Annotated in this window: 19 protein-coding genes and 1 pseudogene; 12 read left to right on the top strand and 8 right to left on the bottom strand. The window is 68.2% G+C overall.

All coding sequences use genetic code 11. From position 1 onward, the window contains the following. Window positions 1-44 precede the first annotated feature (44 nt). The 5 genes from ABRP18_RS15810 to ABRP18_RS15790 all read left to right on the top strand — a co-directional run bounded on the left by ABRP18_RS15810 (window position 45) and on the right by ABRP18_RS15790 (window position 5528). The gene (locus ABRP18_RS15810) at window positions 45-914 is read left to right on the top strand and encodes a sugar phosphate isomerase/epimerase family protein (protein WP_349884994.1); all 870 of its coding nucleotides are present in this window, start codon (window positions 45-47) and stop codon (window positions 912-914) included. Between the two features lie 179 nt (window positions 915-1093). Then, a complete protein-coding gene (locus tag ABRP18_RS15805) occupies window positions 1094-2596 on the top strand; it encodes a sugar ABC transporter ATP-binding protein (protein ID WP_046747533.1) in 1503 nt (500 codons plus the stop codon). Next, entirely contained in the window at window positions 2596-3630 is a 1035-nt protein-coding gene (locus ABRP18_RS15800) for an ABC transporter permease (RefSeq protein ID WP_171011018.1), read from the top strand. Before ABRP18_RS15805 ends, ABRP18_RS15800 begins: the two co-directional genes overlap by 1 nt. A 158-nt stretch (window positions 3631-3788) precedes the next feature. Beyond that, entirely contained in the window at window positions 3789-4790 is a 1002-nt protein-coding gene (locus ABRP18_RS15795; protein WP_058633100.1) for an ABC transporter substrate-binding protein, read from the top strand. Between the two features lie 156 nt (window positions 4791-4946). Then, window positions 4947-5528, top strand: coding sequence for a glyoxalase/bleomycin resistance/extradiol dioxygenase family protein (locus ABRP18_RS15790; RefSeq protein ID WP_058633101.1), 582 nt, complete (start codon window positions 4947-4949; stop codon window positions 5526-5528). 13 nt (window positions 5529-5541) lie between these two features. Here ABRP18_RS15790 and ABRP18_RS15785 read toward each other — a convergent pair whose 3' ends face one another. The 7 genes and pseudogenes from ABRP18_RS15785 to ABRP18_RS15755 form a co-directional block, all read right to left on the bottom strand. Beyond that, window positions 5542-5838 carry a putative quinol monooxygenase gene (locus ABRP18_RS15785; RefSeq protein ID WP_242868693.1) on the bottom strand — a complete coding sequence of 99 codons (297 nt, stop codon included), beginning with the start codon at window positions 5836-5838 and terminating at the stop codon, window positions 5542-5544. A gap of 74 nt (window positions 5839-5912) precedes the next feature. After that, a complete protein-coding gene (locus tag ABRP18_RS15780; protein ID WP_349884993.1) occupies window positions 5913-6884 on the bottom strand; it encodes an aryldialkylphosphatase in 972 nt (323 codons plus the stop codon). Then, complete coding sequence (locus ABRP18_RS15775; protein WP_179515771.1) at window positions 6884-7843, bottom strand: shikimate dehydrogenase; 960 nt, start codon at window positions 7841-7843, stop codon at window positions 6884-6886. The genes ABRP18_RS15780 and ABRP18_RS15775 overlap by 1 nt, the downstream gene beginning before the upstream one ends. Further along, window positions 7840-8811: a phosphoglycerate dehydrogenase gene (locus ABRP18_RS15770; RefSeq protein WP_218867285.1), complete on the bottom strand. Its 972-nt coding sequence runs from the start codon at window positions 8809-8811 to the stop codon at window positions 7840-7842. Before ABRP18_RS15770 ends, ABRP18_RS15775 begins: the two co-directional genes overlap by 4 nt. Beyond that, window positions 8811-10301 carry a xylulokinase gene (gene xylB, locus ABRP18_RS15765; RefSeq protein ID WP_349884992.1) on the bottom strand — a complete coding sequence of 497 codons (1491 nt, stop codon included), beginning with the start codon at window positions 10299-10301 and terminating at the stop codon, window positions 8811-8813. Before xylB ends, ABRP18_RS15770 begins: the two co-directional genes overlap by 1 nt. 8 nt (window positions 10302-10309) lie before the next feature. Continuing rightward, complete coding sequence (locus tag ABRP18_RS15760) at window positions 10310-10885, bottom strand: glucose-6-phosphate isomerase family protein (RefSeq protein ID WP_046747538.1); 576 nt, start codon at window positions 10883-10885, stop codon at window positions 10310-10312. A 177-nt stretch (window positions 10886-11062) separates the two neighbouring features. Then, window positions 11063-11761 (bottom strand): annotated as a pseudogene (locus ABRP18_RS15755) (alpha/beta hydrolase). 107 nt (window positions 11762-11868) lie between these two features. Here ABRP18_RS15755 and ABRP18_RS15750 point away from each other — a divergent pair. Further along, a complete protein-coding gene (locus ABRP18_RS15750; protein WP_374168949.1) occupies window positions 11869-12927 on the top strand; it encodes an AraC family transcriptional regulator in 1059 nt (352 codons plus the stop codon). On the opposite strand, the gene ABRP18_RS15745 is transcribed toward ABRP18_RS15750, so the two are convergent. After that, window positions 12900-13436, bottom strand: coding sequence for a CGNR zinc finger domain-containing protein (locus ABRP18_RS15745; protein WP_349884990.1), 537 nt, complete (start codon window positions 13434-13436; stop codon window positions 12900-12902). The genes ABRP18_RS15750 and ABRP18_RS15745 overlap by 28 nt on opposite strands. Before the next feature lie 39 nt (window positions 13437-13475). Here ABRP18_RS15745 and ABRP18_RS15740 point away from each other — a divergent pair, with 39 nt between their 5' ends. The 6 genes from ABRP18_RS15740 (at window position 13476) to ABRP18_RS15715 (ending at window position 20374) form a co-directional block, all read left to right on the top strand. Continuing rightward, a complete protein-coding gene (locus ABRP18_RS15740) occupies window positions 13476-14462 on the top strand; it encodes a DMT family transporter (RefSeq protein WP_127012716.1) in 987 nt (328 codons plus the stop codon). A 40-nt stretch (window positions 14463-14502) separates the two neighbouring features. Further along, complete coding sequence (locus tag ABRP18_RS15735) at window positions 14503-15168, top strand: GntR family transcriptional regulator (protein ID WP_061017003.1); 666 nt, start codon at window positions 14503-14505, stop codon at window positions 15166-15168. Between the two features lie 3 nt (window positions 15169-15171). Further along, window positions 15172-16698, top strand: a complete 1527-nt coding sequence (locus ABRP18_RS15730; protein ID WP_349884989.1) for an MmgE/PrpD family protein — start codon at window positions 15172-15174, stop codon at window positions 16696-16698. Further along, window positions 16698-17600, top strand: a complete 903-nt coding sequence (gene prpB, locus ABRP18_RS15725; RefSeq protein WP_349884988.1) for a methylisocitrate lyase — start codon at window positions 16698-16700, stop codon at window positions 17598-17600. Before ABRP18_RS15730 ends, prpB begins: the two co-directional genes overlap by 1 nt. Before the next feature lie 2 nt (window positions 17601-17602). Further along, window positions 17603-18736, top strand: coding sequence for a bifunctional 2-methylcitrate synthase/citrate synthase (locus ABRP18_RS15720; protein WP_141368453.1), 1134 nt, complete (start codon window positions 17603-17605; stop codon window positions 18734-18736). A 156-nt stretch (window positions 18737-18892) separates the two neighbouring features. Beyond that, the gene (locus ABRP18_RS15715; RefSeq protein ID WP_141368455.1) at window positions 18893-20374 is read left to right on the top strand and encodes an MFS transporter; all 1482 of its coding nucleotides are present in this window, start codon (window positions 18893-18895) and stop codon (window positions 20372-20374) included. Window positions 20375-20378 lie beyond the last annotated feature (4 nt).

Here is a 20378-nt window from a genome sequence, read left to right as displayed (position 1 = left end):
GTCCGGGGCGGCGACGGTGCCGGACACCCGCTGTGAGAGGTCACATGAACATCGGCTGTCACGGTCTGGTCTGGACGGGGAATTTCGATGCCGAGGGCATCCGTCTGGCGGTGCAGAAGACCAAGGAGGCGGGCTTCGACCTCATCGAGTTCCCGCTGATGGATCCGTTCTCCTTCGACGCCGCGGTCGCGAAGGATGCTCTCGAGGAATACGGCCTCGACGTCAGTGCGTCGCTCGGCCTGTCCGAGGCGACCGACGTCACGAGCTCCGACCCCGTGATCGTCGCGGCCGGTGAAGCCCTGCTCATCAAGGCCGTCGACGTGCTCGCGGATCTCGGAGGGAAGCACTTCTGCGGCGTGATCTACAGCGCGATGAAGAAGTACATGGAGCCGGTGACCACCGAAGGGCTCGCGAGCAGCCGGGACGTGATCGCGCGGGTGGCCGACCATGCCTCCGAGCGCGGAGTGTCGGTCTCGCTCGAGGTTGTGAACCGCTACGAGACGAACGTGCTCAACACGGCGCGGCAGGCTCTCGCGTACGTCGCCGAGGTCGACCGGCCGAATCTCGGGATCCACATCGACACGTACCACATGAACATCGAGGAGTCGGATATGTTCGCGCCGGTCCTCGATGCCGCACCCGCCCTGCGCTACGTGCACATCGGCGAGAGCCACCGCGGCTATCTGGGAACCGGCACCGTCGACTTCGACGCGTTCTTCAAGGCGCTCGGGCGCATCGGGTACGACGGCCCGATCGTGTTCGAGTCGTTCTCGTCGGCGGTCGTCGCCCCTGACCTCAGCCGCATGCTCGGCATCTGGCGGAACCTCTGGAACGACAACGTCGAGCTGGGTGCCCACGCGAACGCCTACATCCGCGACAAGCTCGTCGCGGTCGAGTCGATCCGCCTGCACTGAGTCGGCGAAGGGCGGGAAAGATCAAGATGTCATTACAGGTCTTCCCAACCTCGTCGACGTTAGATACATTTAGATACAACTTGCGCTGCCCGTAGCGTAGGACGCAGAATTGATCCGATGTTTGCGGCGGAATGATCCGTCGACATCGAAGCAGAACCTTCAAGGAAGCAGGTGAGCGCATGAGTGGACCCATCCTCCGGGTCGAGGGGATCAGCAAAGGATTCCCCGGCGTGCAGGCGCTGAAGGACGTGCACCTCGAGGTGCACGCCGGCGAGGTGCTCGTGCTCGTGGGTGAGAACGGCGCGGGAAAGTCGACCCTGATGAAGATCCTCTCCGGGATCTACACCAAGGACGAGGGGACGATCACGTTCGAGGGTCAGGAGGTCGAGCTCACGAGCCCTCTTCAGGCGCAGGAGCTCGGCATCACGATCATCCATCAGGAGCTCAACCTGATGCCCGATCTGACCGTGGCGCAGAACATCTACGTGGGGCGGGAGCCGACGACGGGCCCGTTCCTGTCGGAGCGCAAGCTCAACGCCCAGACCGCAGACCTGCTGCAGCGCCTCGACATCCACCTGAACCCGCGGCAACTTGTCGGCGAGCTCACGGTGGCCGAGCAGCAGATGGTCGAGATCGCCAAGGCCCTGTCGTTCAACGCCAAGGTGCTCATCATGGACGAGCCCACCTCGGCCCTCACCGACACCGAGGTCGAGACGCTGTTCGTGCTGATCGAGCAGCTCAAGGCGCGTGGCACCGGGATCGTCTACATCTCGCACCGCATGGACGAGCTGCGTCGCCTGGCCGATCGGGTGACCGTCCTGCGTGATGGCACATACATCGGATCACTCGACCGGTCCGAGATCACCATCCCGACGATCATCGAGATGATGGTCGGACGTGTGATCGACGAGGGAACCCGTCCTCAGGCCCGCGAGCACGCCAACGACCCGATCGTCCTCGATGTGCAGGGGCTGTCGACCAGGAACCTTCTCAAGGACGTGTCCTTCCAGCTGCACAAGGGCGAGATCCTCGGGTTCGCCGGGCTGATGGGTGCGGGACGCACCGAGACCGCGAGGGCGGTGATCGGCGCCGACCATCGCGACGGCGGCACCATCGCGATCGACGGTCGCACCGTGAAGATCGCCCAGCCCGCCGACGCGGTGCAGCACGGCGTCGGCTACCTCTCGGAGGACCGCAAGCTCCTCGGGCTGATGCTCGAGCAGGACGTGACGTTCAACACCGTGCTGGCCTCGCTCGGCTCCTACGCCAACGCGATCGGCTGGATGGGCGACAGCAAGGCCAAGAACCGCACCAAGGAGTACGTGCAGCAGCTGCGGGTGAAGACCCCCTCGGTCAACCAGGTGGTCAAGCTCCTCTCCGGAGGCAACCAGCAGAAGGTCGTCATCGCCCGGTGGCTGATGCGCGACTGCGACATCCTCATCTTCGACGAACCGACGCGAGGCATCGACGTCGGAGCGAAGGAGGAGATCTACCGCCTCATGCAGCAGCTCGCTGATGCAGGCAAATCCATCATCGTCATCTCATCCGAGCTCCCGGAGATCCTCCGCGTGGCGAACCGCATCGCGGTGTTCGCCAACGGCCGCATCACCGGGACGCTCCGCAACGAGGAAGCAAGCCAGGAGAAGATCATGCAACTCGCAGCCCACGGGGAGGAAGACTGATGAGCGCTCCGCAGCAGCCCGGATCGTCGACGACGACGATCATCCAGACCGCCGTGAACGAGAACACGGACAAGAGGGACGTCGGCGCGTTCCTGAAGCGTCAGTTCCAGCAGTCGCTGGCGTTCGGCACGCTCATCGTGCTGATCATCTTCTTCTCGATCGCCAGCCCGAACTTCTTCACCTTCAGCAACATCGCCACGGTGCTGCTGTCGACGGCGGTCATCGGCATCCTCGCCCTCGGCACCACCTTCGTCATCATCACCGGCGGCATCGACCTGTCGATCGGCACCGGCATGGCGCTGTGCGCCGTGATGACGGGTGTGTTCGTGACCAACATGGGGCTGCCGGTGTGGGTCGGCGTGATCGGCGGCGTCCTGACCGGTGTGCTGATGGGGCTCGTGAACGGTGTGAACATCACGTTCCTCCGCCTCCCGCCGTTCATCGCCACCCTCGCGATGATGATGATCGCGGGCGGCCTCGCCCTCGTGATCTCGGGTGTCGCACCGATCTACTTCTCGACGTCGGCCCCCGACTTCAAGAAGATCGCCCTCGGCGTGATCATCCCCGGCATCCCGAACGCCGTGCTCGTGACAGCGGTGCTCGCGGTCATCGCGTACCTGGTGCTGTCGAAGACGCTTCTCGGCCGGTACACGTTCGCGATCGGCTCGAACGAGGAGGCCACGCGCCTCTCGGGCGTCAACACGCGTCGTTGGACGATCCTCATCTACATGTTCGCCGGAGCTTTCACCGGGGTCGCCGGCATCGTCATCGCCTCGCGGCTCGATTCAGCCCAGCCGCAGATCGGCACCGGATACGAGCTGCAGGCGATCGCCGCGGTCATCATCGGCGGCACCTCGCTGCTGGGAGGACGTGGATCCATCCTCGGCACCGTGATCGGCGCCCTCATCATGAGCGTGCTCGTGAACGGGTTGCGCATCATGTCGATCCAGCCCGAGTGGCAGAACATCGTCGTCGGCGTGGTCGTGCTGCTCGCGGTGTTCCTCGACTCGCTGCGCAACCGACAGCGCACCTGAGACCTGGACGGCGGCGAAAACCCGTGCCCGTCGTCGTCCTCCGGCCCCGGCCGACACCCCGCGGAGACATCCGCACAGGCACCTGGAATGTCCACAGCGCCGGCTCGTCCGGCATCCACACAGAACAAACCGAGTCGTACCCAAACAATGGAGTTTTCATGAAATTCGGGAAGAAGACCGCACTCGTGGCCCTGGTGGCCGCATCCGCACTGGTGTTCGCCGGCTGTGCCGGCGGAGGCGGCGACGTGATCGAAGAGGGCTCGAGCAGCGGCGGCAGCAGCGACGGCGAGATGTACATCGCCATGGTCTCGAAGGGCTTCCAGCACCAGTTCTGGCAGGCCGTCAAGAAGGGAGCGGAGGACAAGGCGAAGGAGCTCGGCGTGAAGATCACGTTCGAGGGTCCTGCCGCCGAGACCGAGATCGCGCAGCAGCTCGAGATGCTGACCGCCGCGATCGACAAGAACCCGGACGCCATCGCCTACGCCGCCCTCGACCCCGAGGCGTGCGTCGCCCCGCTCGAGCAGGCCAAGGCGAAGGACATCCCCGTCGTCTACTTCGACGCCCCCTGCAACGGCGACGTCGGGCTCAGCCTGTCGGCCACCGACAGCAAGGTCGCCGGTGCGCTCGCTGCCGAGCACATGGCCGACCTGATCGGCGGCGAGGGCCAGGTCGCCATCGTCGGTCACTCGCAGATCAACTCGACCGGTGTCGAGCGCCGCGACGGCTTCGTCGACAAGATCGAGGCGGACTACCCCGACATCGAGATCGTCGACATCCAGTACGGTGACGGCGACCACCTCAAGTCGGCCGACATCGCCAAGACCCTGATCGCGGCCCACCCCGACCTCAAGGGCATCTACGGCACCAACGAAGGCTCCGCCATCGGTGTCGTGAACGCCGTGAACGAGCTGGGCCTCGAGAAGGGCAAGATCACGATCGTCGGCTTCGACTCCGGCGCAGCGCAGATCAACGCCATCAAGGACGGCACCATGGCCGGCGCCATCACGCAGGACCCGATCGGCATCGGCGCGCAGGTCGTGCAGGCCGCCTACGACGCCGCCAACGGCGACTCCGTCGAGAAGTTCTACGACACCGGTTCGTACTGGTACGACAAGAGCAACATCGACGATGAGAAGATCGCGGCCGTGCTCTACGAGTGACACCGCAACGCTGAAGAAGCCCCTCACCTTCGGGTGGGGGGCTTCTTCGTGTCCGGACGCGGGCGGGGGATGGAATTCCACGATCGAGTCCGGGAATCGAGGTCAGGATCTGTCCGCGGTGACTGTCAGAGTGATCGCGACGAAAGGACTCACACCATGAGCAGCACACCCGCCCGCCCGGCTGGATCGAACACCATCAACCCCTTCCTCATGACCGATGACGCCGCCCGCATCATCGACTTCGTGATCGAGGTCTTCAGGGCGACCGATGTCCCCGAGGCCCGCACCGTCGACACCGACGGACTCATCCTGCATTCCGAGCTGCGCATCGGCGACTCCGTCATCACGGTCGCCGACCGTAAGCCGGACTGGCCCTTCACCCCCGGATTCATACAGGTGTACGTCGACGACGTCGAGGGAACGCTCGCACGAGCCGTCGGACTCGGCGCCCGTATCGTGACCCGGCCGACGGACTTCTTCGGAGACACGTTCTCGCGCTTCGCCGATCCCTCGGGAAATCTCTGGTGGGTATACGCCCACGTTCCGCAGGAGCAGACGTGGGACGCGGACGGAACGGACGCATCCACGTGGAACGGATCGGCGGAAGACGCGGGCGCGGACGACCGCGATGCCGCCGAGGCGGACTGGTCGAGCTTCACGTCACCCGAGCTCGAGTACATCCACGAAAGCCTCGTCGAGGCGATGGCGTCCTTGCGGGATCCTCGGCTCGATCGCTGACGGCGACGGATCGTCAGATCCGACGGAGGAAGGTGAGCTGCGACGAGGGTTCGACGATGAGCTCCTGCAGCGCGGTGTTGAAGGGGACACCGGCGGGGGCGGAGAGATGGGCGTGGAAGGCCGCCTCATCGCGGTAGACCTCGTACACGAAGAAGCGGTCGGGATCGTCGACGAGCCGGGACGCGTCGAAGACGAGGTTGCCCTCCTCGGCGCGCACGACATCGGCGAACGCACGCAGCAGGGTGGCCACCATGTCCCCGGTGCCTGGTCGTGCAGTGAAGGTGGCATGCAGGACGGTCGGCTCTGACACGGTGTCTCCTCGGGGCTGTCGGATGCGGATGTGGATGCCCATGTGCATGCTCTTGTTCCGGCCCATGCTCGGGTTCAGGTGGAGAGCGTCAGCAGTCGGGCCGGTGTGGTCGCGAGCATCCGGTGCACGGCTTCGTCGCCGATCGCGTCGCGCAGGCGTGGGAGGTAGCGCTCGCCGAGGTAGGCGAGTCCTGGCATGCCGCCGTAGGCGACGTACCGCGTGCGACGAGCCACGTCGCCACCGAGCACGATCCGGTCCCCGGCGCCGCGCTCCACGACAGCGACCGTCAGGGCGAGCAGCTCGGCATCGGAGCGGGTGCGGGGTCGTGCGAAGCCGTCGTAGCCGAGGTGGGCTCCGCGTTCCGCGAGGGAGACGTGCAGGCCGGGATCGGGGTCGCGGTCGGCGTGTGCGAGCACGACGCGGTCGGCGGACACCCCCTCGGCCGCGAGCAGATCGAGCACCTCGTGAGCCGCCGTGCCGAATTCCAGGTGCACCATGACCGGCGCCCCCGTCGCGCGGTGCGCCTCGGCCACCGCGACCAGCGTGGTGCGCTCGAACGGGCTGATGCGCCAGTAGTCGGCGCCGCCCTTGAGCATCCCGGCGCGCACGGGTGCGCCGTCGGGCGCTGCGGCGATGGACACCTCTGGGGCCTCGAAGAGCTCCGCGTCGTCGGCGGGCATGCCGCGTGTGATGTCGGCGATGAAGAGGGCGGCCAGACGGTCGGCGGTCCACACCTGTATCGGATGGTCTGCGCCGTAGTGGGCTTCACGGTGTCGGCCGGTCGTCGCGACGATGTGCAGTCCGGTCGACGCACTGATCCGCGCCAGGGCGGAGGCGTCGCGGCCGACACCGAAGGGGGTGGCATCCACCATCGCCTCGAATCCGCTCGCCTGCAGCAGCGCCGCCTCTTCGCCCGAGGCCTTCTCGTCGTCGAGCTCGTCTCCCGGCAGCAGCGGCGACACCTGGAACAGGTGCTCGTGGTAGTCCACGCGCCCGAGCAGCGCCGGGGCGATGTCCCCGAGCACCGTGCGGACGACGGCGGACATCAGCGCACCGACTCCGCGGCCTCGGCGAGTCGCTCGACGGTCTCGGGTGTGAGATCGAGCTCGAACACGTCGGCGACGACCTGCGACCAGCCGTGGATGAAGTAGCGCCAGCCGTCGACCACGTGCAGGTCGCGAAACGTGGCCTGCGCTTCGGCCTGATGGAGGAACTCGAGCGAGCCGCGGTAGTTGAACTCCCACGCGTACGCGCCATCGGGGAACACCACCGCGTCGGTCAGGGGGGAGCCGGGGCGGTCCTTCCCGAGTCCCGTCGCATTGGCGATCACCGAGCCGGCCGGCGCAGCCGCGACGAGGGCATCGGCTTCTTCCGGCGTCGTGGTGACGACGTATTCGATCAACCCCTCACGGGTGCCGTGCTGGCGGTGCACCTCGCGCAGGTGGTCGAGCTTGTCCTGCGTGCGGGCGGTCACTGTGATCCTCGACGGGGCGTCGGGGCGTTCGGCGAGAGCCCAGCTGAGCGCGGTGCCCGAGCCTCCGGCCCCCAGGATCACGACCGCAGCCCCCGTGCGGGTGAAGTGGTCCGTGGGCAGGAAGTCGTTCAGCGCGAGGTCGACCGTGATCGGGTCCTTGGCCCTCCCCGACAGCGTCCGCCCCCGCTTGGAGATGCTGGAGATCTCGGAGCACGACACCGCGAACGGGTCGAGTTCGTCGAACAGGTCGGAGGCGGCGGCGAACACGTTCATCTTGTGCGTGGTCACCAGGGCCCCGCGGTGGTGCGGATCGTCGCGGATCTGCTCGACCATCGCGCGATACTGCGCCGGGTCGGCATCCATCGGCAGGTCGTGACCGACCAGGGTGCGCGTCGGCAGGTCGAGGATGTCGGCCCAGAGCGGGAACACCTTCATGATCGACGACGAGGCGGTGGTCACCCCGACGAAGCCCATGTAGTCGGCGGAGGCGGTGCCGGATGCGGAGGTCACGGCGTCGGAGGCGGTGGTCATCGGGTCTCCTCGGAGGCGGGGATCGGGACGGGATGCGCGGGCTCGCCGCCGGAGAGGACGGCGATCACGTCGGCGAGCGAGAGGGAGCCCATGTTGTCGACCGCCTGGGTGGTCTGCGCGCCGAGGTGCGGGGTCACGATGACCCGGTCGGCGAGCTCCGGCGCGAGCAGGGGACTCGCGTGCGCTGCGGTGTCCCCGTCGAGCGTGTCGGCCGCGTAACCGGCGAGCACGCCGTCGTGCAGTGCCCTGGCCACTGCGGCCTCGTCGACCAGGTCCCCTCGGGCGGTGTTGACCAGCACCGTGCCTGGCCGCATGCCGGCGAGGCGCTCCGCATCGACGAGTCGCTGGCCGCCCGGGGCGTGCAGAGTGATCACGTCGGCCGCGCGGAACAGGTCGTCGACCGAGGCGGGTTCCGCCCCGCGGGCGCGCACCACGTCGTCGGGCACGAACGGGTCGGCCGCGAGCACGCGCGGACCGAAGCCGCTCAGACGCGCAGCGACGCCCTGGCCGATCCGGCCGAAGCCGACGATGCCGACCGTGGCGGCGCCGAGCTCCCGTCCGCGCCGAACCCCCCAGTCGCCCGCGCGCACCCGGCGGTCGCCGTCCGGCACGAACCGCAGCGCGGCCAGCATCAGACTGACCGCGTGATCGGCCACGGCGTCGGCGTTCGCGCCGGGGGTGTTCGTCACGGGGATGCCGCGAGCACGCGCGGCAGCGAGGTCGACCGACTCGGTGCCCACTCCGTAACGGGCGACGATCTTGAGCTTCGGGGCCGCGGCGAGGTGCGCATCGGTGATGGCGCCGGTTCCTGCGATCCAGGCATCGGCGCCGTGCAGCAGCGACCGCAGCTCGTCCATGTCGTGGTGCGCGGGCCCGCGGAGGACGCGGTGTCCGGACTGCGCTGCCCGCTCCACCAGATCGAGGTCGCCGTCCGAGAAGGATCGGCTGGTGACGAGGATCACAGCCATCAGCGCGGCCGTCCGGCGAACCACGGCGCGAGGGCCGCGTAGGCATCCGTGAACCGCGCGTGCCGTTCGGCGTACACGGCATGGCGGCCGGCATCCGGGGCGAACTCGGCGGTGACCTCGCTGAGGGCACGTGCTGCCGAGAAGTCGGTGATCCCGAGCCCGACCGCGGCCGTCACGGCGGCTCCGAGGCTGTTCGCCTCCTCGACGATCGTGCGGCGACGAACGGGAACTCCCCAGACGTCGGCGAGCACCGACAGGTACACGTCGCTCTGCGCTCCGCCGCCGACCGCATCGATGCGGTCGATCACGGCGCCCGACGCGCGGAATGCCTGGATGCAGCTGAGCAGGTTGAACGCGGTGCCCTCCAGCACGGCGCGAACGAGGTGGGCCCGACCGTGGTGTCGCGAGAGACCGACGAATGCGCCACGGGCGTCCGGGGCCCACAGCGGGGAGCGCTCACCGAGCAGGTACGGGAGGAAGTAGAGGTCGTCGGTGTCGACATCGGCGGAGGCCTCGGCCGTCAGCCGTCCGGTCTCCGGGTGGGCGGGGTCGGGGGAGAGGGCCTCGGCGATCCACTGCACGGAGGCACCGCCGGCCTGCATGGTCGCCGTGGGCACGAACGAGCCGGGGACGACGTTGTCGAACGTGAAGGTGCGCATTCCCGGATCGTGCAGCGGAGCGTCCGCTGCGAACGAGATCCACGACGAGGTGCCGAGGCACACGTAGGCGCCGTCCTCCGGAGCGACCACGCCCGATCCGACCGCGGCCAGGGGGCCGTCGCCGCCGCCCATCACCACACGCACGCCCGTGTGCAGCCCGAGCGAGGTCGCAGCGGCATCCGTCAGCGCTCCCGCGATCTGCGTCGACTCGAGGATCTCGGGGAACAGCGCGCGGTCGAGGCGTGCGGCCCGCAGCACCTCGTCCGACCAGGTGCCGGCCGCCTGGTCGTAGGCGTTGGTGCCTGACGCGTCGGAACGGTCCGTCGCCAGACGCCCGGTGAGGCGCAGCACGATGAAGTCCTTCGCGACACAGACCCGGCGCACGCGCGCCCAGACGTCGGGCTCGTTGTCGCGCACCCACATGATCTTCTCGACCGAGTAGGTGGGGTTCAGACGGTGCCCCAGGATCCCGTACGCGCGTTCGGCGCCGATCGCGTCCTCGAGCTCGCGCTGCTGGGCTCCGGCTCTCGTGTCGGCCCAGATGATCGCCGGTCGCGCGGGCTCGCCCTCGGCATCGAGGAGGACGGCGCCCATCATCTGTCCGCTCACCACGAGTCCGACGATGTCGCTCGTGGGCGTGCTGGTGCGGGCGATCAGGTCACGTGTGGCGGCGACGACCGCGTTCCACCAGTCGTCCGGGTTCTGCTCGGCGACGCCGCCCGCGGCGAAGTGCGCGGGGTAGGCGACGGTGACCGAGGCGACGATCCGGCCGTCGTCGTGGTGCAGGGAGGCCTTGTTCCCCGTCGTGCCCAGGTCGTGCGCGATGATCATGGCGGCGCCTATCCCGCGTACGGACGCAGCTCGACGCCCTCGGGCGACCGGTAAGCCCGCGAACCCATCCCGTGCTCCAGCACCCAGCCGTAGTCGTGGCCCGCTCCACCCGGGTACACCGCGAGGAAGGAGTACGGCTCGTCGCCGGTGTTCACCGAGCGGTGCGCCCACCCAGGCGGGATGTAGCCGATCGTGCCAGGGAGCATGTCGAGCCATTCGGTGCGCTCGCCGTCGAACATGAGCAGTCCGCCGCGACCTTTCAGCGCCAGGTAGATCTCGCCCTGATGGTTCGGGTGCTGGTGGCCCTTGGTCATCCAGAGCTCTCCGCTCGTGTCCCCGGGCATGATCGTGGTGATCGACTGGGGCAGCTCGCGGTCGACCTCGGGCACGGGGGAGCTGACCACGGTGTAGACCACGGGGTTCTCGCCGGCTGATGCCGTTGCCCAGGCCTCTGCGTCGAGGAAGAGCCCTTCGAGGTCGGACATCCGCCGGGTGAGAGTCGGCCCTTCGGGCGAGAGCGTGAGCTTCTCGGCGTCGAAGGCGATCGCCAGGGGGGAGATCGGCGGGGCGTGGAACTCGGGCATCGGTGCTCCTCGTAACGGGTGCTGCGACGCTGCGCAACCTGTAATGACAGGTTCACCCTACCTGTTATGACAGGTTGCGTCCAGATCTCCCGGCCCTTCGAATCGCGCGAATGATTGGATCCGAGCGTCAGATGCAACTATTCGCGCGATTCGAAAGTGAGGCGCCCCGCCGTCGCGTCAGCTCAGGCTGGACCCCGCGACCGCGGCATCGATGAGGTCGGCGATCGCGGCCGGCTGCGACGCAAGGGAGGCGTGGCTCGCGTCGAGCTCGATGATCTGACGCGGGTTCATGCGCGTCGCCATGCGTCGTTCGTTGTCGGGATTGATCATCCGGTCGGCGGTCGAGACCTGGTACCAGGTGGGCTTCGCCTTCCATGCGGGCGCCGTCACGGTGTCACCGAACGTCGACCCCAGGGGGGCCTTCTGGGTGACGGCCATGACCAGCGCGTCGTCGGCGGAGAGGTCCTGGGCGAAGCTCTCGTGGAAGCGGTCCTGTGCGATCCACAGATAGCCGTCCGAGTCGGGGGCGATGGCGTCGACCGCGGCCGGTGGGTTCTCCTGAGTGATCTGCCCTGCGCTCTCGCCGGCGTCGGGGGCGAACGCCGCCACGTAGACGAGGCCCACCACGTTGGGCAGGTCGCCGGCCTCCGTGATGACGGCGCCGCCTTAGGAGTGCCCGACGAGGAGGACGGGACCGTCGATCTGACGGACCATCTTCTGCGTGCGCTCTGCGTCGTCGGCGAGGGAGGTGAGCGGGTTCTCGACCGCGTGCAGATCGTCGTAGCCGCGGCGACGGAGTTCGAGGATCAGGGGACCCCAGTGAGCTGCCCCTCCCCAGAAGCCGTGGACCAGGACGATGGCGGGCTTGTCGGACATGTTCGTCTCCTGTCTTTCGCGGTCGCTCGTGCAGTGCGCGCGTGACCTTCGATTGGTTCCTGGTCTGGAACCAAGAAGAGAGTAGGTTGGACTCTGGGGCAAAAACCATGACTGATGACCTGCGAAAACATGCCGATCCTGCATCGACTACCGATCATGCCGTGGATGCGCTCTCGGAAGCACTCCTGCACGCTCGCCTGGACGGGCGGGACGCGATGCTCTACGCGCCGCCCGCTCCTTTCCACGTGGACATCCCCTCGGGCGTCACTCGAGTGCACTTCGCCGTCGACTCGCGGCTGATCGTCCGGGTCGACGGTCAGGCGATGCCGATCGTGCTCGAGCCCCGTGATTTCGTGCTGGTCCGTCAGGGGCTCGCGCACAGCATCGCCACCGCCGATTCGACGGTCCCCGCCCGCGAGCTGGTCGAGTCCGACCGCGGCACCGGCGCGGAGGCGGCGCCGGGCTGGGTCACCGGCGAGTTCCGCGCGCAGAGCGAGCTCGGCGGCCCGTCGATGGCTGCTCTTCCCCCGGTGGTGCACATATCGTCGGCCCGGCCGGGAAACGAGTGGCTGGCGCTGAGCCTGCGACTGCTGCTCGATGAGCTCGGACAGCGCCGACCCGGCGCGTGCATCATGATCTCGCGCATCCTGGACCTGGTCTTCATCCATGCCCTGCGGGAGTGGTCGGCCTCCGACAAGGTCGAGCCGGGGTGGCTGGCCACCGCACTCGACCAGACCCTCGCGCCGGCCTTGGCGGCGATCCACCGTAGTCCCGAGCATCCGTGGACGGTCGACGACCTCGCAGCCCTGACGCACCAGTCGCGGTCCGCCTTCGCCCACCGGTTCACCGCCGTCGTCGGTCAGTCGCCTGCCGCCTACGTGGCGGAGCGTCGGATGCTTGCCGCCTCGAAGCTCCTCGAGACCACGGCGATGGCGGTCGGTGCCGTCGCGCATGCGGTCGGGTTCGAATCGGAGGCGGCGTTCTCGCGAGCCTTCCGCCGGCGCTTCGGTCGTTCACCGCTGGCCTGGCGGAAGCACTCCCGCCCGCGCATGGCGGGTGTCGGCGCGGGTATGTCGGAGGAGGCTCCTGCGCCGGCTCAGGCTCAGGGGTTGGCGTCGGCTCAGGATTCTGCGTCGGCTCAGGAGTCGGCGCGGCGCGCGCGGTAGGCGGCGACGGCGTTGCGGTTCGCGCACGTGGTGGAGCAATAGCGCTTCGAGCGGTTGCGGGAGAGGTCGAGCGCGATGGCCCGGCAGGTGTCGTCCTCGCAGACGGTGAGGCGCGAGCCCTCGTCGGCACGGATGACGTCGATCAGGGCCATCGCGGTCTCGATCAGGATGCGTTCGGCAAGGGGCTGCTCGTCCGCCACCGCGTGCAGATGCCAGTCCACGCCGTCATGACGGCGCAGCGCGGGGGTGAGGCGGGACTCCGCGAGGGCGTCGTTGACGTGCGCGGCCATCTCGTCGCGCGGCGCCAGCAGCATCGAACGGAGCCGGGGACGCAGTCCGCGAAGCGAGGCGACCTCGGCCTCATCGCGGTCCAGGCGGCCGGTGTAGGGGAATTCGTGGAGGAAGGTGCCCTCGTCGTCGATGTCGGTGAGCGTGTCCGGCTGCTCCGCCGAGTTCGCGAGCCAGACCGCGGAGCGCAACGCCTCTTCCGTGTCATCGGTGAAGATCATATTGACATGTTACAACGCGCGGGAGTAGCGTCATCGATCATGAGTACGGTGAGCAATGACGCGGTTGTGCACTCCGCCAGGGGTGTGCGTCTCGGGCTGCCGCTCGCCCTCGCCGCGGCCTTCGCCTTCGGCATGTCGGGCGGATGGGCGCGGGGGCTCATCGACGCAGGGTGGAGTCCCGGTGCCGCCGTCACCGCGCGCATCTGGGTCGCCGCCCTCGTGCTGCTCGTCCCCACGATCCTGTCGCTGCGAGGACGGTGGACGCTGCTGCGGCGCAATGCGGGCATGATCCTCGCCTACGGGCTGCTCGCGGTCGCCGCGACCCAGCTCTTCTACTTCCAGGCGGTCGCGGTGATGGACGTCGGGCTGGCGCTGCTCATCGAGTACACCGCCCCGGTCGCGGTACTGCTGTGGCTCTGGCTGCGGAGAGGGGAGCGGCCGAGCCGCAAGAGCCTGCTCGGTGCGGCGATCGCTTTCGTCGGGCTCGTGCTCATGCTCGACGTCCTCACGGGTGCCGACGTCAACGTGCCCGGAATCCTGTGGGCCCTCGGCGCCATGGTGGGCGCTGCCGCCTACTTCGTGCTGTCCGCCAAGGCCGACACGGGTTTGCCGCCCCTCGCCCTGGCCGGCAGCGGGCTCCTGCTCGGAGCGCTCGGGCTCACTGCGGCCGGCGCGATCGGCGTGCTGCCGATCGCATGGACGACCGACGACATCTCCTACCGGTTCGGCAGTGTTCCCTGGTTCGTCCCGGTGCTCGCGATGGGGGTGGTGGCGACCGCTCTCGCCTATCTGCTGGGCATCGCCTCGACGCGCATGCTGGGGTCGCGGCTCGCTTCCTTCGTCGCACTCGCGGAGGTCGTGGCCGCGCTGCTGTTCGGCTGGCTGCTGCTCGGCCAGCTCCCCGACCTGCTGCAGGCCTTCGGCGGTGTGCTGGTGTTGATCGGCGTGGTCGTGGTGAAGCTCGGCGAACCCGCCCCTCCCGACCGGAGCGGGGTTTTGTATACGTACAGTCGGCGCAGGGGGTGAGAGGAGGAGCGCAGGGCGGGTTTATGTATACACTGAGGGGATGAGTCTCGTCGCTGAACGCACCTCCGCGGGTGACCGCGCGTATGCGGCGCTGCTCGACGGCATCCAGTCCGGTGCCCTGCCGGCCGGCTTCGTGCTCGGCGAGGTCGAGCAGGCCGAGCGCCTGGGAGTGAGCCGTACACCGATGCGCGAGGCGCTCCGTCGCCTGATCGCCGACGGGCTCGTGGTGCAGCAGTCTCCGCGCGTCACCGTCGTGGCAGACCTCGACGCCGACGACATCCGCTCCCTCTTCGAGATCCGTCGGGCGCTCGAGGAATCCTCGGCACGCCTCGCCGCCGCCCGGGGCGACGCGCAGCTCTTCGCAGCCCTCGCCGACGAGTTCGCGCATGTCGACCTCGACGCCGTCGAGGGCCGAGACGCCTATTACGCGCTCATCGCCCGCTTCGACGCGGCCCTCGACGCGGCCGTCGCCAACGACTACATCGCCTCCGCGCTGCGCACCGTGCGCACCCACCTCGTGAGAGTGCGGCGGATGGCCAGGGACAAGCCGGCCCGACTCGCCGCCTCCGCCGCCGAGCACCGCACCATCGCGGAAGCACTCGCCGCCCGCGACGGCGACCTCGCCGCCCATGCCACGCACGTGCACCTGCACAACGCGCTCGCCGGCATCCTCGACTCCCTCGATTCCCGTAACAGTGAAGGATAAGAAATGACCGTCAGCCACCACGTCCGTGTGCACCGCAGCGACGAGAACCTCGCCAGGGAAGACCAGCTCGCCTGGAAGATCGCCGAGGTCGCCGCCGACCGGGTCGAGGTCGAGCAGCCCGTCGTCGACATGATCATCAACCGCATCATCGACAACGCGTCGGTGGCCGCCGCTTCCCTCACCCGTGCGCCGATCAACGCGGCTCGTGCGCAGGCGTTCAGCCACCCCGTCTCGACCGGCGGCGTCGGCGCGAACCTCTTCGGCGCCGAGCTCGACCACCGCACCAGCCCCGAGTGGGCGGCCTGGGCGAACGGCGTCGCCGTGCGTGAACTCGACTACCACGACACGTTCCTCGCAGCCGAGTACTCGCACCCCGGCGACAACATCCCGCCGATCCTCGCGGTCGCTCAGCACACCGGCAAGGACGGCCAGGCTCTGGTGCGCGGCATCGCCACCGGCTACGAGATCCAGATGGACCTGGTGCGCGCGATCTGCCTGCACAAGCACAAGATCGACCACGTCGCCCACCTCGGCCCGTCCGCGGCCGCCGGTATCGGCACTCTCCTCGGTCTCGACGTCGAGACGATCTACCAGGCGGTCGGCCAAGCGCTGCACACCACGACTGCCACCCGCCAGAGCCGCAAGGGTGAGATCTCCACCTGGAAGGCGCACGCCCCGGCCTTCGCCGGGAAGATGGCCGTCGAGGCGGTCGACCGGGCGATGCGCGGTCAGACCAGCCCCGCGCCGATCTACGAAGGTGAAGACGGCGTGATCGCGTGGATGCTCGACGGCAAGGACGCCTCGTACGACGTGCCGCTGCCCGCCGCCGGCGAGCCCAAGCGCGCGATCCTGGACTCGTACACGAAGGAGCACTCCGCCGAGTACCAGGCGCAGGCGCTGATCGACCTCGCCCGCAAGCTCGGCCTGCAGAACCCCGCGCTGCGCGACCCTGCGAACATCGAGTCCATCGTCATCCACACCAGCCACCACACGCACAACGTGATCGGCTCGGGCGCGAACGACCCGCAGAAGTACGACCCCACCGCGTCGCGCGAGACCCTCGACCACTCGGTGCCGTACATCTTCGCGGTGGCCCTGCAGGACGGCGGCTGGCACCACGTCGGCTCCTATGCCCCCGAGCGCGCTGGTCGCGCCGACACGGTCGCGCTGTGGCACAAGATCACCACGGCCGAGGATGCCGAGTGGACGCGCCGCTACCACTCCGAGGACCCGGCCGAGAAGGCGTTCGGCGGTCGCGTCGAGATCCGCCTCACCGACGGTGAGGTCGTGGTGGACGAGATCGCCGTGGCCGATGCGCACCCCCTCGGAGCGCGCCCGTTCGCCCGCGAGAACTACATCGCGAAGTTCCGTCTGCTGGCGGAGCCCGTGCTCGAGCCCGCCGAGATCGAGCGTTTCCTCGCCCTCGTCCAGCGCCTGCCCGAACTGACCGCTGCCGAGGTCGGCGAATTGTCGATCGTCGCGAAGCCCGGACTGCTCGAAGCCGCCGACGCCCCGAAGGGTCTGTTCTGATGCTGTACTCCCCCGTCACACCTGCCGAGAAGAGGCGCCTCTTCCGGGAGCGACTGGCCTCCGGGGAGCTGCTGCGCTTCCCCGGCGCGTTCAATCCGCTGAGCGCCCGACTGATCGAGCAGAAGGGCTTCGACGGCGTCTACATCTCCGGCGCCGTGCTCTCCGCCGACCTGGGGCTCCCCGACATCGGCCTCACCACGCTCACCGAGGTCGCCGGCCGCGCCAAGCAGATCGCCCGCATGACCGACCTCCCCGCGATCGTCGACGCCGACACCGGCTTCGGGGAACCGATGAACGTCGCCCGCACGATCCAGGAGCTCGAAGACGCGGGTCTCGCCGGCACCCACATCGAGGACCAGATCAACCCGAAGCGCTGCGGTCACCTCGACGGCAAGGCCGTGGTCGACGAGAACACCGCGATCAAGCGGATCCGTGCGGCGGCCGACGCCCGCCGCGACGAGAACTTCCTCATCATGGCGCGCACCGACATCCGGGCCGTCGAGGGGTTGGACGCCGCGATCGACCGCGCGAAGGCGCTGGTGGATGCCGGCGCCGACGCCGTGTTCCCCGAGGCGATGCGCACCCTGGGCGAGTTCGAGGCGATGGCCGAGGCGCTCGACGTGCCGATCCTGGCGAACATGACCGAGTTCGGCAAGAGCGAGCTGTTCTCCGTCGACAGCCTCCGCGACGCCGGAGTGAACCTGGTCATCTGGCCGGTGTCGCTGTTGCGCATCTCGATGGGGGCTGCCGGCCGCGCACTGGATACTCTGAACGACGAGGGGCACCTGACCTCGAAGCTCGGCGAGATGCAGCACCGCGCCGATCTCTACGATCTGATCGACTACGAGTCGTACAACCACTTCGACTCGGGCGTCTTCAACTTCACCATCACGAAGGAGTGACCATGACCGAGCCGGACATCAAGAAGGGCCTTGCGGGCGTCGTCGTCGACACGACCGCGATCTCGAAGGTCAACCCCGAGACGAACAGCCTGCTGTACCGCGGCTACCCGGTGCAGGAGCTGGCGGACACCCAGCCCTTCGAGGCGGTGGCGTATCTGCTGTGGAACGGCGAGCTGCCGACCCCCGAAGAACTCGCCGCGTTCCGGCTGGAGGAGCGGAAGCACCGCGCGCTCGCCGACAACGTGAAGGCGGCGATCGACCTGGTGCCGCTCGAGGCGCATCCGATGGACGAGGTGCGCACCGCGGTCAGCCTGATCGGCGCGTCCGATCCCGGCGCCGGGGGTTCGGTGCTCGATGCGGGCGGCAGCCCGGAGCAGAACCTCGAGCGCAGCATCCGGCTGTTCGCCGCGCTGCCGGCCATCGTCGCGTACGGTCAGCGTCGTCGTCGTGGCCAGGAGCTCATCGCCCCGCGCGACGACCTCGACTACTCGGCGAACTTCCTCTGGATGACCTTCGGGGAGGAGGCGGACGACGTCGTGGTCGACGCCTTCAACCGGTCGATGATCCTCTACGCCGAGCACTCCTTCAACGCTTCGACCTTCACCGCGCGGGTGATCACCTCGACGCTGAGTGACATCTACTCGGCCGTCGTCGGTGCCATCGGTGCACTCAAGGGTCCGCTGCACGGAGGGGCCAACGAGGCCGTGCTGCACATCTTCGACGAGATCGGGTCGGCGGACGCGGTGGAGTCCTGGCTCGACAAGGCCCTCGCGGAGAAGCGCAAGATCATGGGCTTCGGGCACCGCGTCTACAAGAGGGGCGACTCCCGCGTGCCGACCATGAAGGCCGCGCTCGACACCCTGGTGGAGCACTACGACCGCCCGGAGGTCGCGGCTCTGTACGACGCGCTCGAGTCGGAGTTCGTCGCCCGCAAGGGCATCTACCCGAACCTCGACTACCCCTCTGGTCCCGCGTACAACCTGATCGGCTTCGACACCCTCACCTTCACGCCGCTGTTCGTCGCGGCCCGGGTGACGGGGTGGACCGCGCACGTGATCGAACAGGCGGGATCGAACGCGCTGATCCGTCCGCTGTCCTTCTACGACGGACCGGACGAGCGGCACATCTCCGCCTGACCCGATCGACGAAAGGCCCTGATGCGTCGACCGCATCGGGGTCTTTTCGTCGTGCTTAGCGCGGTGGGATCCCCGCGGTCAAGGCGGTGCACCGAATTCCTCCTCGGAGTAAGACAGATGCCGGGGTGCTTCCGCCCCGCGCACGAAGGAGGGTCCATGTCCGCATCCGATGCCGCCGTCAAGGAGGTCAGGTCACTCGTCCCCGCACGTATGGACCGGCTGCCGTGGTCGCGATTCCACTGGTTGATCGTCGTCGGGCTCGGGTTCTCGTGGATCCTCGACGGCCTCGAGGTGCAGATCGTCGCCGCGAACGGATACGCCGCGACCCTCGGCATGGGCCCGGCCGAGGTGGGGCTCGCCGGCACGTGCTACCTGCTCGGTCAGGTCTTCGGTGCCCTCTTCTTCGGACGCCTCACCGATCGCCTGGGACGCAAGAAGCTCTTCCTCGTCTCCCTTGCCGTGTACCTCGTGGGCTCCGCGGTCGCAGGGCTCGCCTTCGCGCCGTGGTTCTTCTACATCTGGCGCTTCGTGGCCGGCGCCGGTATCGGCGGCGAGTACGCGGCCATCAACTCGGCGATCGACGAGATCATCCCGGCGCGCTACCGCGGACGTGTCGACATCGCGATCAACGGCACCTACTGGGGTGGTGCGGCGCTCGGTGCCGTGGCCAACGTGTTCTTCCTGAACACCGACATCCTTCCCGAGGACATCGGGTGGCGGCTCAGCTTCTTCCTCGGACCCCTCCTCGGACTGCTGCTCATCTACATGCGCCGGCACATCCCGGAGAGCCCGCGCTGGCAGATGACGCACGGACGCGAAGAGGCGGCGGAGCGCAATGTCGACGAGATCGAGGAGCGCATCCGCAAGGAGGGCAAGACGATCCCACCCGTCGACGAGAGCAAGGCCATCACGGTCAAGGAGTACGGCCGCGTGCCGTTCCTCGTGATCGCGAAGGTGCTGTTCAAGAAGTACCCGCGGCGCACGCTGGTGGGCATCACGATGATGGTGACGCAGTCCTTCCTCTACAACGCCATCTTCTTCACGTACGCGCTGGTGCTGGAGAACTTCTACGACACCCCGCCCGCTTCGGCGTCGCAGTACTTCATCGTGTTCGCCGTCGGGAACCTCGCCGGGGCGCTCATCCTCGGGCACTTCTTCGACACCTGGGGTCGCCGTCGCATGCTGTTCGGCACCTACATGCTCGCCGGTCTGATCCTGCTGGTCAGCGCCTTCCTGTTCAACGCCGGGGTGCTGAACGCCGCGACGCACACGGCGTTCTGGTGCGCGTCGTTCTTCTTCGCGTCGGCCGGAGCATCCGCCGCCTATCTGACGGTCAGCGAGATCTTCCCGCTGGAGCTGCGCAGCCAGGTCATCTCGTACATCTTCTCGATCGGTCAGCTGGTCGGCGCGATCGCTCCGGTGCTCTACGGTGCCTTGATCGGGCAGAGCGCCGAGAGCGGCGACCGCGGTCCGCTCTTCTGGGGCTATGTGCTCGGCGCGTCGATCATGATGTTCGGCGGCATCGTCTGCGGAGTCTTCGGGGTCAGCGCCGCCGGCAAGTCGCTGGAGGACATTGCGGATCCGCTCTCGCTCGTGGATTCGCCCGACGAGGGGGTCTCGCCGGGGAAGGGGACCTGAGCCG

The organism is Microbacterium sp. WHRI 7836 (assembly GCF_040223885.2).
GTDB lineage: Bacteria > Actinomycetota > Actinomycetes > Actinomycetales > Microbacteriaceae > Microbacterium > Microbacterium oxydans.
This window is presented reverse-complemented; position numbering and strand designations above follow the sequence as displayed.

Coding starts and splice junctions, on each gene's coding strand:
- ABRP18_RS15810 (WP_349884994.1), top strand. CDS start 45: ATGAACATCGGCTGTCACGGTCTGGTCTGGACGGGGAATTTCGATGCC.
- ABRP18_RS15805 (WP_046747533.1), top strand. CDS start 1,094: ATGAGTGGACCCATCCTCCGGGTCGAGGGGATCAGCAAAGGATTCCCC.
- ABRP18_RS15800 (WP_171011018.1), top strand. CDS start 2,596: ATGAGCGCTCCGCAGCAGCCCGGATCGTCGACGACGACGATCATCCAG.
- ABRP18_RS15795 (WP_058633100.1), top strand. CDS start 3,789: ATGAAATTCGGGAAGAAGACCGCACTCGTGGCCCTGGTGGCCGCATCC.
- ABRP18_RS15790 (WP_058633101.1), top strand. CDS start 4,947: ATGAGCAGCACACCCGCCCGCCCGGCTGGATCGAACACCATCAACCCC.
- ABRP18_RS15780 (WP_349884993.1), bottom strand. CDS start 6,884: ATGTCCGCCGTCGTCCGCACGGTGCTCGGGGACATCGCCCCGGCGCTG.
- ABRP18_RS15775 (WP_179515771.1), bottom strand. CDS start 7,843: ATGACCACCGCCTCCGACGCCGTGACCTCCGCATCCGGCACCGCCTCC.
- ABRP18_RS15770 (WP_218867285.1), bottom strand. CDS start 8,811: ATGGCTGTGATCCTCGTCACCAGCCGATCCTTCTCGGACGGCGACCTC.
- xylB (WP_349884992.1), bottom strand. CDS start 10,301: ATGATCATCGCGCACGACCTGGGCACGACGGGGAACAAGGCCTCCCTG.
- ABRP18_RS15760 (WP_046747538.1), bottom strand. CDS start 10,885: ATGCCCGAGTTCCACGCCCCGCCGATCTCCCCCCTGGCGATCGCCTTC.
- ABRP18_RS15750 (WP_374168949.1), top strand. CDS start 11,869: ATGACTGATGACCTGCGAAAACATGCCGATCCTGCATCGACTACCGAT.
- ABRP18_RS15745 (WP_349884990.1), bottom strand. CDS start 13,436: ATGATCTTCACCGATGACACGGAAGAGGCGTTGCGCTCCGCGGTCTGG.
- ABRP18_RS15740 (WP_127012716.1), top strand. CDS start 13,476: ATGAGTACGGTGAGCAATGACGCGGTTGTGCACTCCGCCAGGGGTGTG.
- ABRP18_RS15735 (WP_061017003.1), top strand. CDS start 14,503: ATGAGTCTCGTCGCTGAACGCACCTCCGCGGGTGACCGCGCGTATGCG.
- ABRP18_RS15730 (WP_349884989.1), top strand. CDS start 15,172: ATGACCGTCAGCCACCACGTCCGTGTGCACCGCAGCGACGAGAACCTC.
- prpB (WP_349884988.1), top strand. CDS start 16,698: ATGCTGTACTCCCCCGTCACACCTGCCGAGAAGAGGCGCCTCTTCCGG.
- ABRP18_RS15720 (WP_141368453.1), top strand. CDS start 17,603: ATGACCGAGCCGGACATCAAGAAGGGCCTTGCGGGCGTCGTCGTCGAC.
- ABRP18_RS15715 (WP_141368455.1), top strand. CDS start 18,893: ATGTCCGCATCCGATGCCGCCGTCAAGGAGGTCAGGTCACTCGTCCCC.